The sequence below is a fragment of the Pseudomonas sp. PDM17 genome (genome assembly GCF_014851985.1).
In the GTDB taxonomy this organism is placed as follows: Bacteria; Pseudomonadota; Gammaproteobacteria; order Pseudomonadales; family Pseudomonadaceae; genus Pseudomonas.
The window spans coordinates 135,934-146,548 of record NZ_JACVAT010000006.1; the positions used below are offsets into that span (position 1 = coordinate 135,934).

9 protein-coding genes are annotated in these 10,615 nt (G+C 65.9%); 3 read left to right on the top strand and 6 right to left on the bottom strand.

Annotation, left to right across the window (positions count from 1 at the left end):
- Nucleotides 1-97: 97 nt before the first annotated feature.
- The 3 genes from phhA (at nucleotide 98) to IB256_RS21775 (ending at nucleotide 2,541) form a co-directional block, all read left to right on the top strand.
- Nucleotides 98-886 carry a phenylalanine 4-monooxygenase gene (gene phhA, locus IB256_RS21765; RefSeq protein WP_192289209.1) on the top strand — a complete coding sequence of 263 codons (789 nt, stop codon included), beginning with the start codon at nucleotides 98-100 and terminating at the stop codon, nucleotides 884-886.
- 105 nt (nucleotides 887-991) lie between these two features.
- Nucleotides 992-1,348 carry a 4a-hydroxytetrahydrobiopterin dehydratase gene (locus IB256_RS21770; RefSeq protein WP_081518008.1) on the top strand — a complete coding sequence of 119 codons (357 nt, stop codon included), beginning with the start codon at nucleotides 992-994 and terminating at the stop codon, nucleotides 1,346-1,348.
- A complete protein-coding gene (locus IB256_RS21775) occupies nucleotides 1,345-2,541 on the top strand; it encodes an amino acid aminotransferase (RefSeq protein ID WP_192404046.1) in 1,197 nt (398 codons plus the stop codon). Before IB256_RS21770 ends, IB256_RS21775 begins: the two co-directional genes overlap by 4 nt.
- A gap of 126 nt (nucleotides 2,542-2,667) precedes the next feature.
- On the opposite strand, the gene IB256_RS21780 is transcribed toward IB256_RS21775, so the two are convergent.
- The 6 genes from IB256_RS21780 to IB256_RS21805 form a co-directional block, all read right to left on the bottom strand.
- Nucleotides 2,668-3,690, bottom strand: a complete 1,023-nt coding sequence (locus IB256_RS21780) for a transporter (protein ID WP_192289213.1) — start codon at nucleotides 3,688-3,690, stop codon at nucleotides 2,668-2,670.
- A 158-nt stretch (nucleotides 3,691-3,848) separates the two neighbouring features.
- Nucleotides 3,849-4,979 carry a TIGR03364 family FAD-dependent oxidoreductase gene (locus tag IB256_RS21785; protein WP_192404047.1) on the bottom strand — a complete coding sequence of 377 codons (1,131 nt, stop codon included), beginning with the start codon at nucleotides 4,977-4,979 and terminating at the stop codon, nucleotides 3,849-3,851.
- A gap of 290 nt (nucleotides 4,980-5,269) precedes the next feature.
- Nucleotides 5,270-6,295, bottom strand: coding sequence for a putative 2-aminoethylphosphonate ABC transporter substrate-binding protein (locus IB256_RS21790; RefSeq protein WP_037012373.1), 1,026 nt, complete (start codon nucleotides 6,293-6,295; stop codon nucleotides 5,270-5,272).
- A 110-nt stretch (nucleotides 6,296-6,405) separates the two neighbouring features.
- Entirely contained in the window at nucleotides 6,406-8,121 is a 1,716-nt protein-coding gene (locus IB256_RS21795; RefSeq protein WP_192404048.1) for a putative 2-aminoethylphosphonate ABC transporter permease subunit, read from the bottom strand.
- A 1-nt stretch (nucleotide 8,122) separates the two neighbouring features.
- Nucleotides 8,123-9,178 carry a putative 2-aminoethylphosphonate ABC transporter ATP-binding protein gene (locus IB256_RS21800; RefSeq protein ID WP_192404049.1) on the bottom strand — a complete coding sequence of 352 codons (1,056 nt, stop codon included), beginning with the start codon at nucleotides 9,176-9,178 and terminating at the stop codon, nucleotides 8,123-8,125.
- A gap of 468 nt (nucleotides 9,179-9,646) precedes the next feature.
- Nucleotides 9,647-10,498 carry a LysR family transcriptional regulator gene (locus IB256_RS21805; protein ID WP_192289222.1) on the bottom strand — a complete coding sequence of 284 codons (852 nt, stop codon included), beginning with the start codon at nucleotides 10,496-10,498 and terminating at the stop codon, nucleotides 9,647-9,649.
- Nucleotides 10,499-10,615 lie beyond the last annotated feature (117 nt).

Below are 10,615 nucleotides of genomic sequence, written 5' to 3' on the forward strand. Positions count from 1 at the left end.
GCGCCTGCCAGTACTGTGCCAGGGGGGCTGTTCGCCGGCACGCATCGCGCTATTTGTGAGTCATCACAAGAACAGGCAGCTCGACGCCGGAGGCTCCATGAAGACAACGCAGTACGTGGCCCGCCAACCTGACGAAGACGGTTTCATCCACTACCCGGAAACCGAACATCAGGTCTGGAATACCCTGATCACCCGCCAGCTGAAAGTGATCGAGGGCCGCGCTTGTCAGGAATACCTGGACGGCATCGAGCAGCTCGGCCTGCCCCATGAGCGCATCCCGCAACTGGGCGAGGTCAACCAGGTGCTCCAGGCCGCCACCGGCTGGCGCGTGGCGCGGGTGCCGGCGCTGATCCCGTTCCAGACCTTCTTTGAGCTGCTGGCCAGCCAGCAATTCCCCGTCGCCACCTTCATCCGCACCCCGGAAGAGCTGGACTACCTGCAGGAGCCGGACATCTTCCACGAGATATTCGGCCACTGCCCGCTGCTCACCAATCCCTGGTTCGCCGAATTCACCCACACCTACGGCAAGCTCGGCCTGGCCGCCAGCAAGGAAGAGCGCGTGTACCTCGCCCGCCTCTACTGGATGACCATCGAGTTCGGCCTGCTGGATACCTCGCAGGGCCTGCGCATCTACGGCGGCGGCATCCTCTCCTCGCCCAGGGAGACGGTCTACAGCCTCTCCGGCGAGCCCGAGCACCAGGCCTTCAGCCCGCTGGAATGCATGCGTACGCCATACCGCATCGACATCCTGCAGCCCCTGTACTTCGTGCTTCCCGAACTCAAGCGGCTGTTCGAGCTGGCCCACGAGGACATCATGGCGCTGGTGCGCGAAGCCATGCACCTGGGCCTGCACGCGCCGAAGTTTCCGCCGAAACAGGCCGCCTGATCCGCTGCAATCGATCCCATCTGTGCCTAGGATGAGACGTGCTCGCGAGCCTAAGATGGTTCGCGAGCGCACTCCTATGCCACCCCAAGACAAGGAGAACCTTTCATGACCGCACTCACCCAAGCCCATTGTGAAGCCTGCCGCGCCGACGCCCCGAAGGTGTCCGACGAAGAGCTGGCGGTGCTGATCAAGCAGATCCCGGACTGGAACATCGAGGTCCGCGACGATCACATGGAACTGGAGCGGGTCTTCCTGTTCAAGAACTTCAGGCACGCCCTGGCCTTCACCAACGCGGTGGGCGCCATCGCCGAGGAAGAAGGCCACCACCCCGACCTGCTGACCCAGTGGGGCAAGGTCACCGTCACCTGGTGGAGCCACGAACTGAAGGGCCTGCACCGCAACGACTTCATCATGGCCGCGCGCACCGACGAGCTGGCCGCGACAGCAGAGGGACGCAAATGAACCATTTCGCCAAGGTCACCCGCGTACCGGGCGACCCGATCCTGGGCCTGCTCGAAGCCTACCGGGCGGATCCCAACCCCGCGCGGCTCGACCTTGGCGTGGGCGTCTACAAGGACGCCCAGGGCCTCACCCCGATCCCGCGCGCGGTGAAGCTCGCCGAACAGCGCCTGGTGGATAGCGAAACCACCAAGAGCTACGTCGGCAGCCACGGTGATGCCCTGTTCGCCGCGCGCCTGTGCGAGCTGGTGCTGGGCGTCACCTCGCCGCTGCTGGCCGATTCGCGCGCCGATGCCACCCAGACGCCCGGCGGCACCGGTGCCCTGCGTCTGGCGGCGGAGTTCATCGCGCACTGCCTGCCGGGCAAGAGCATCTGGCTGAGCGACCCGACCTGGCCGATCCACGAGACGCTGTTCGCCGCCGCTGGCGTGCCGATCAAGCACTACCCCTACGTCGGCGCGGACAACCGCCTCGACGCCGAAGCCATGTTCGCCATGCTGGAGAAAATCCCCCAGGGCGACGTGGTGCTGCTGCATGCCTGCTGCCACAACCCCACCGGTTTCGACCTGGATCACGGGCAATGGCAGCGCGTACTGGAGATCGTCCGTCGGCGCGAACTGCTGCCGCTGCTGGACTTCGCCTACCAGGGCCTGGGCGACGGGCTGGAAGAGGACGCCTACTCCGTGCGCCTGCTCGCCCAGAGCCTGCCGGAAGTGCTGATCACCAGTTCCTGTTCGAAGAACTTCGGCCTCTACCGCGACCGCGTCGGCGCGCTGATCGTCTGCGCCGAAAACACCGACAAGCTCACCGACATCCGCAGCCAGCTGGCGCTGTTTGCCCGCAACCTCTGGTCCACCCCCCCGGCCCATGGCGCGGAAGTGGTCGCCACCATTCTCGGCGACCCGGAACTGAAGAACCTCTGGCTGGACGAACTGGACGGCATGCGCGGCCGCATCGCCGAGCTGCGTGTCGGCCTGGTGGAAGCCTTGCGCCCCCACGGGCTGGCGGATCGTTTCGCGCACATCGCCATCCAGCGCGGCATGTTCTCCTACACCGGCCTGCAGGCGGAGCAGGTACGCATCCTGCGCGAGGAGCACAGCATCTACCTGGTGAGCAGCGGCCGCGCGAACATCGCCGGACTCGACGGTGAGCGCCTCGACCACCTGGCGGCGGCCATTGCCCGCGTCTGCCGCTGACAACGATTTCTTCCCCCTCGACCGGCCTTTGAGCCGGTCTTTTTTTGCCCAGACGCCGGAATCACCGTGCAGGAGCGCGCCATGCCCGCGATCGCTCGCATGGCGCGCTCCTGCAGATGAATTGCTTCAGTAGTCGTCGCGCTTGCGGAATGCCCAGCGCCCGGCCAGACCGGTGAAGCTGGCCACCAGCACCACGAGGATCCAGAAACCTTCCGGGTCGCCGGAGAACGGAATGCCGCCGACGTTCATACCGAAGAAGCCGGCGATGATGTTGATCGGCAGCGCCAGCACCGTGACCACGGTGAGGGTGAACAGCGTGCGGTTGCTCTGTTCGTTGATCTTCGCAGCGATCTCTTCCTGCAGCAGCTTGATGCGTTCGCCCAGCGCGGTGAGGTCGTTGATCACCAGGGAAAATTCCTCGGTCGCCTCGCGCAGCACGCGCACATCGTCCTCCGTCAGCCACATCGGCGGGCGGTTGAGCAGGCGCATCAGCGAGCCCGGCTCCAGCGCCAGCAGGCGCTGCAGGCGCACCAGCACACGGCGCATGGCGCCCAGGTCGGCGCGGCTGGCGGAGAGGCGCGAGGAAAGCAGCTGATCCTCGATGCGGTCCACGCTGATGCTGGTCTCGCGAACGATGCGGGTGAGGATTTCACCCTGGTCGCGCAACAGGTGAATCAGCAACTCCAGTGGCGAGTTGAAGCTCTCGCCGTGCTTCACCGAAGAACGCAGCGTGTCCACCGAGCGCAGCGGCTGCGCACGGGCGGTGACCAGCAGGCGACCACGGGCGCAGACCCAGAGGGTGGCGACATCCGAGGACATGCGACTGCCGAAGTCGAATACCACGTCGTTGACCACCGCCAGCAGCGCACCGTCCACATGCTCGATGCGGGTGGAGCGCGAGCCTTCGCGCAGGGTCTCGAAGAAGTAGTCGGGCAGTTCCAGGTGCGACTTCATCCAGCGCTCGCAGGCCGCGTGCGCCAGGTTAAGGTGCAGCCAGAGGAATTCGTCCGCCGCACGCGGCTCCCGCAGGCATTGCAGGGCCGTTGGCGAATCGATCTCGAGCCCCGGTTGGTCGGGGCGAAAGCTGAAGCCATAAAGCAGGCCGAACAGGTCGGAGTCCTGATGGCTCTGGACGATGCTGTGGTTCATGGGACCCCGCTGAACCTGGGATATCTGACGTAGGGCGAATGACCGTTTGCGGTCATCCGCCATGGCGGATGAAGCGTTCCGCTTCATGCGCCCTACGAAAGCCGCATCGCCCTTCCGGTGTTATCAGAACCGGGTGAACGGCAGATGACAGCCAGGTGTCAGCCGAACAGTGCGGCAACGGTGCGCTCACCCAGCGCCGGGCCGATACTCATGCCCACGCCGGTATGCATCAGCACGGCGGTGATGCCGTCGGCGGCCTGCAGCACCGAGAACGGTCCCGGTCCGCGCGAGCCATAGACGCCCTGCCAGCGCTCGACGATCTCCACGCGCATACCCAGCGTGTCCTCGGCCAGTTCCAGCATCAGCCGGTCGACGAACTCGGCATTGAACGGCGCCGCGTCGCTGCCGTAGTGGTGGGAGTCGCCGATGATCAGCTCGCCATGGGGGGTCGGGCTGACCAGCAGGTGAATGCCCTGCTCTTCCAGCTCCGGCGTTTCGCGGCGGATCTGCTCGCGCACCGCTTCGGCCTCGGGCAGGTCGGAGAAGGCGCCGTAATGCACGCAGCTCAGGCCGGTGAGGATCGAATGGGAAAGACCGATGTCGACCTGCGGGCGGGCGCGCAGCATCTGCAGACGGCACACCTGCGGTTCCAGCGGTGCGATGACTTCGGCCAGCAGCGTCTGGTAGTCGTGGCCGGAGCAGACGATGACCTGCCCGGCGGTGAAGGTGCCCGCCGTGGTGCGCAGCACGCCGGTGTGGACATCACGCACCAGAGTGGAGAAGTGGAACTCAACGCCGTGCGCGCGGCGCAGGTAATCGATCAGGCTCGGCAGCGCCTCGCGGGAATACAGTTGCTGGTCGTCGAAGCCCAGCAACGCCGCGCGATGATGACGGAAGTGTCCCTGATAAAGGTCGTTCAGTTCGCTGCCGCGCAGCAGGCCCACGCGGTAGTCCAGCTCCCTGGCGCGGCCGGCGCAGAAGGCTTCCAGCAGGTGTTCCTCGGCTTCGCTGCGGGCGAACAGCAGCGAACCGTTGCGCCGCAGGGAGAACCCGGCGCCTTCCGCCCACTGCGCCCAGATCGGCCGGCTGGCGCGGGCCAGGTCTGACATCACGCCCGGCGGCTGTCCGGTGACCAGTCCCTGACCGAAGTTGCGCACCGAAGCGCCCAGCGGCGTGGCGGTGCGCTCGAAGACGCGCACGGAGAGGCCGCGGCGAGCGGCGGCGTAGGCGTGGGAAAGGCCGAGGATTCCGGCGCCGACGATGGCGACGTCGCAGTGGGTGTGGGTCATGGGGATAGGTTCCTTGCGTATAAAACAAGCAGAAAAGCGCCTCTCCCAGCCCTGGCTACGCGCCCCGCTCCGAAGGGAGAGGGAACCCTCCTCTGCCGAGAAAAGTTACGAGTTCATCCTGGTATTTCAAGTGCAACCTTCGGAGCGAATGCACTTTCAGTCGCCGCGTTGTCCTGCCCTCCTGGGCTCCAGGACTGCACAACCTCGAACCGACACGCCGAACGGCCCCCTCTCCCTTCAGGGAGAGGGTTGGGGAGAGAGAGCCGCCAGCGCCGAGCCTTGGTCGAACCTTATTTCTGCGCGACCTTTTCCGACTTGCCGTCGTAGCGCTTGCGCCACTCGGCGAGGATCTCGTCGCGGTTCTTCGAGGCCCAGGCGAAGTCGTTCTTGATCAGGCGCTGTTCGTAGTCGGCCGGCAGTTCGGTCTGCGGCTTGGCGATCCCGGGCTGGGCCAGCACGGCGAAGTTTTCCTTGTACAGCTCCATGGCCTTGGGGCTGGCGGAGAAGTCGGCGAGCTTCTTCGCCGCGGCTTCATGCTGGGTGCCCTTGACGATGCCGGTGGCTTCGATTTCCCAGCCCAGGCCTTCCTTCGGCAGGACGATGTCCAGCGGCGCGCCCTGGCGCTTGAGCTGCACGGCCGGGTATTCGAAGGAGATGCCGATCGGGAATTCGCCGGCGGCGGCCAGCTTGCACGGCTTGGAACCGGAGTGGACATACTGGCCGATGTTCTCGTGCAGCGCGTCCATGTAGGCCCAGCCCTGCTTCTCGCCGAAGGTCTGCAGCCACGCGGAGACGTCGAGGAAGCCGGTGCCCGAGGAAGCCGGGTTCGGCATGACGATCTTGCCCTTGTACTCGGGCTTGGTCAGGTCCTGCCAGCTCACCGGCTTCTCCAGGCCCAGCTTCTCGGCCTCGACGGTGTTGAAGCAGATGGTCGCGGCCCAGACGTCCATGCCGACCCACGCCGGCGGGTTGGCCGGGTCGCGGTAGTTCTTGCCGATGGCGTCCAGGTGCTTGGGCGCGTACTTCTCCAGCATGCCCTGCTGGTCGAGGATGGCCAGGCTGGAGGCGGCCAGGCCCCACACGGCGTCGGCCTGCGGGCGATCCTTCTCGGCCAGCAGCTTGGCGGTGACGATGCCGGTGGAGTCGCGCACCCACTTGATCTTGATGTCCGGGTTCTCGGCTTCGAAGGCCTGCTTGTAGGCGGTCAGCTGTTCCGGTTCCAGGGCGGTGTAGACGGTCAGCTCGGTGTCGGCGGCGTGGACCTGTGCAGCGAAACCGGCAACCACGGCGGCGGCGAGGGCAAGACGTTTGAACATGTGGAGCTCCTTGGCAGTGTTGGTCTCCCGCTCGGGGCGGGTTTGTCAGGGGTTGAGCCCGGCAGCTGACCTGAAAGGGCACAGGCGCCGGGCGACAGCGTCCAGCGGTGTTACGGGTTCGCGCCCGTCCTCCAGGCCTGGGAGCGGCGCAGCAGGCCGCGCGAGGCGCCGGCCAGCAGCAGCGACACGGCCGCGGAGGTGAGCAGGATCAGGGTAGACATGGCGGCGGCGCCGCCGACGTTGCCGGAGTCATCCATGTTCAGCACGGCGACGGCGGCAAGGATGGTGTCCGGGTTGTAGAGGAAGATCGCCGCCGAGACCGTGGTCATCGCCGAGACGAACAGGTAGCGGGTGATGTCCAGCAGCGCCGGCAGGCAGATCGGCACGGTGACGCGCAGGTAGTGGCGCCACAGCGGCATCTTCAGCGACAGCGCGGCGGCCTCGAACTCGCCGTCGAGCTGGCGCAGCGCGGCGGTGGCGGTCATCTGCGCGGTGGTCAGGTAGTGGGAAATGGTGCACACCACCAGCAGCGCCATGCTGCCGTAGAACACGTGCAGCGGGTTGCCTGGCAAGTTGAAGAAGAACACGTAGCCCAGGCCCAGCACGAGGCCCGGCACAGCCATCGGCACGAAGCACAGCATGCGCAGCAGTTGGCTCAGCCAGCGCTGCTCGCGGGTCTTCTCGATCAGGTAGGCACCGGTGAAGATCAGCGCGCTGCCGATGATCGCGGTGCACGCCGCCATGGTCAGACTGTTGCGGTAGGCCAGCCAGCCGCCGCCGGCAGTGGTGTTGAAGTCGTAGTGGTTCAGCGACAGCGATAGGTTGTACGGCCAGAACTTCACCAGCGAGGAGTACACAGCCATGCCCAGCACGCCCAACAGCACCGCGCTGATCAACACGACGATGGCGAGGAAGGCAGCATCGCGACGACGCGACGGCTTGGGATGGTAGACCTGCGCGCGGCCGCTCATGGCGCCGCCCTGGCGACGGCGCAGCCAGGTGTCGACGGCGAAGCTGAGCAGCGCTGGCAGCAGCAGGATCATGCCGATCTGCGCGCCACGGCCGAACTGCTGCTGGCCGACCACCGCCTTGTAGGCTTCCAGTGCCAGCACCTGGTAATCGCCGCCCACCACGACTGGCACGCCGAAGTCGGTGATGGTCAGGGTGAACACCAGGCAGAAGGCGGCGAATACGCCCTGCCGAGAAGCCGGCCAGGTGATGCTGCGGAAAGCCTTCCAGGGCCCGGCACCCATGCTAGAGGCGGCGTCGAACAGTCGGGCATCGGCCAGCGACAGCGCCGACAGCAGGATCATCAGCGCATGGGGGAAGGTGTAGATAGCCTCGCCAAGGACTATGCCCCAGAAGCCGTAGATGTTGTCCGGCAGCAGGTGGCGCAGCAGGCCCTGGTTGCCGAACAGGTAGATCAGCGCGATGCCCGGCAGCATCGACGGCGCCAGCAACGGTAGCAGGGAGATCCCGCGCCACAGGCCCTTGGCCGGGATCAGCGTACGCTGCAGCGCGTAGGCGAACAGGTAGGCCGCCGGCACGACGATGCACGCCACGCTCAACGAAACCTTCAGACTGTTGCCCAGCAACCAGTGAAAATTGTCGCTGCGCAGCAGTTCGCCCATGGCCGCCAGGCCGCCGCCCTGTCCCGCTTCGCCGCTGAAGCCACGCCAGAAGATGGCCAGCAGCGGCATCAGCACCGCGAGGGTGAGCAGGAGCAGCAGCAAGTACTTGCCGCCGCGGACGAACAGGCGATCCCCCAGATCGCCGCGAATCTTGCCGGCCGACAGCGCCGGGCTGTGTTTCACCACGGCTTCCATCTCAGGCGAACACCTGCAGGCTGCGGGGCGGCAGCGACACCCAGATGTCCGGGGTGCCCAGGCGCGGCATGTCCTCAGGCGCCAGCTCGGCGAGCAGCGCGTGGCCCGGCAGCTGTTCCAGCTCGAAGCTCATGCGGCAGCGGTTGCCAAGGAAGGTGATCTCGCGGACCTGCGCGCGGAACAGGTTTTCCTGGTGTACGGCGGGGTTCACGCTGATCGCTTCCGGGCGGCAGAACAACCGGCCCGAGGCACTCGGTGCCTGGCAGTGCAGGCGCAGGTTGAGGCTGCCGACCCGTGCGTGACCGTCACTGCCAGGCTCGAAGGGCAGCCAGTTGCCCTGGCCGACGAACTCGGCGACGAAGGGCGTGCTCGGGCTGCTGTAGATCTCCTGGGCTGTGCCGTACTGCTCGATGCGCCCGTGGTTCATCACCGCGATGCGGTCGGCCATCAGCATGGCCTCGTCCTGGTTGTGGGTGACCATCACGGTGGTGATGCCCAGGCTCTTCTGCAACTGGCGCAGCTCGCCGCACAAGTGTTCGCGGACGCGGGCGTCCAGCGCCGACATCGGCTCGTCGAGCAGCAGCAGCGAGGGGCTCGGCGCCAGCGCGCGGGCCATGGCGACGCGCTGCTGCTGGCCGCCGGAGAGCTGGCCGGGGTACTTCTTCTCGCTGCCGGTGAGGCCGACCAGTTCGAGCATCTCGGCAACGCGGCGGCGCGCTTCATCCTTCGAAGCGTTGGTCAGACCATAGGAGATGTTCTGCTCGACCGTGAGGTTGGGAAACAGCGCGTAGGACTGGAACAGAATGCCGTAGTCCCGCGCCTGCGGCGGCAGGTTCGAGACATCGCGCGAGCCCAGGTGCAAGGTCCCCTCGTCCTGCTGCTCCAGCCCGGCAATGCAGCGCAGAAGGGTGGTCTTGCCGCAGCCGGAAGGGCCGAGCAGGCACACCAGCTCACCGGCCTTGACCTCCAGCGACACGCCGTCGAGGGCGACGAACTGGCCGAAGCGCTTGCGGATGTGACGCACGCTGAGCGGCGTGCCGGCGATGGTGGGATGCATGGCGGTACCTCGTTTTCTTGTGGTCCACGCCGCGTGAGCCGTGACGTGAAGGAACGAGGTCCATGCTAGGGAGCGATTGCGACGGCACTATTGCTAAAGGGCCAAGTGCGCCGATAGATCCATAGGCAGATTTGGGTATAGGGGCGAAGTTTTTTGGGAAGTGCCGTGTAGAGCGGTCAAACGTAGGGCGGATAACCCGGAACGGGTTATCCGCCAATACCCATGTGGCGGATAACGCTGGCGCGTTATTCGCCCTACGAACTACCACCTTGCCCGGCGCCCTGCCGTCCCTGCCGGTGAACGCTTAGTAGGATGGTGTGGAGCGCAGCGATACCCATGCTGACGGCACACGGAAATTGATGGGTATCGCTTCGCTCCACACCATCCTGCGTTCGTGCGTCGCTCTGACTTCGGTGGGGAGGGAAACTCTGATCGCGGGCATGGCCCGCTCCTACACGGGAATCGGTTCTACGCCTGCGCCAACGCCAGAAACGCACTCGGCAAGCGCGCCTGCCGCCGGTCCTTCAGGCAATACAGGTACTCGTCGATCAGGCTGGCGCCCTTGATCTCAAGCACGCACAAGTGCGGGTTATCCGGCACTTCCTGGCGGGCGATGATGCTCACGCCCAGGTTGCGGATCACGGCCTCGCGGATCGATTCGCGGCTGCCGATCTCCAGCATCGAGGCCGGCGTTACCCCCGCCTGCTGCAACATCGCTTCGGTCAGCTGGCGGGTGGTAGAACCCGCCTCGCGCATCAGCAGGCAATGGCTGCGCAAGTCGCCCAGACTCACCGATTGCAGCGCCGCCAGCGGGTGGCTGCGGTGCACCGCCAGCACCAGTGGATCGCTGCCCAGCACCACGCGGGTCAGGCGCGCGTCGTCCACCTGCTGCGAGGAGGCCGCCAGGTCCACCCGGCATTCGATCAGCGATTCGAGCACCTGCTGGGAGTTGCCGATCTCCACCGACACTTCGATCTGCGGGAAGCGCTCGCGGAAGTTCTTGATCAGCCCGAGCACGTAATAAGGAGAGGTGGCGCCGATGCGCAGCGCACCCTGCATCTGCCCACAGTTGCGCAGGTAAAACTCGATGTCGGCTTCCTGCTGCAACAGCGCCTCGACCATCGGTAGCAGGCGCGCGCCCTCGTCGCTCAGGGTCAGGCGACGGCCGCCGCGATAGAACAGCTCCACCGCGTACTGGCTTTCCAGGTTGCGTATCTGCGTGGTCACGGTCGGCTGGCTGAGGCCGAGTTTCTTCGCCGCCTGGGTGATGCTGCCCAACTTCGCCACCCGGTAGAACGCCTTCAATTCCGCGCTCAGCATCGACCGATCCGCCTTCTCGAAAAATTCATCAACATTTTTTCTCGACGCTGCCGGCAAACCGGCGCCGGCCCACTGACGACGCGGCCTGCAGCCAGGCGACAAAACACCCGAAAAGGT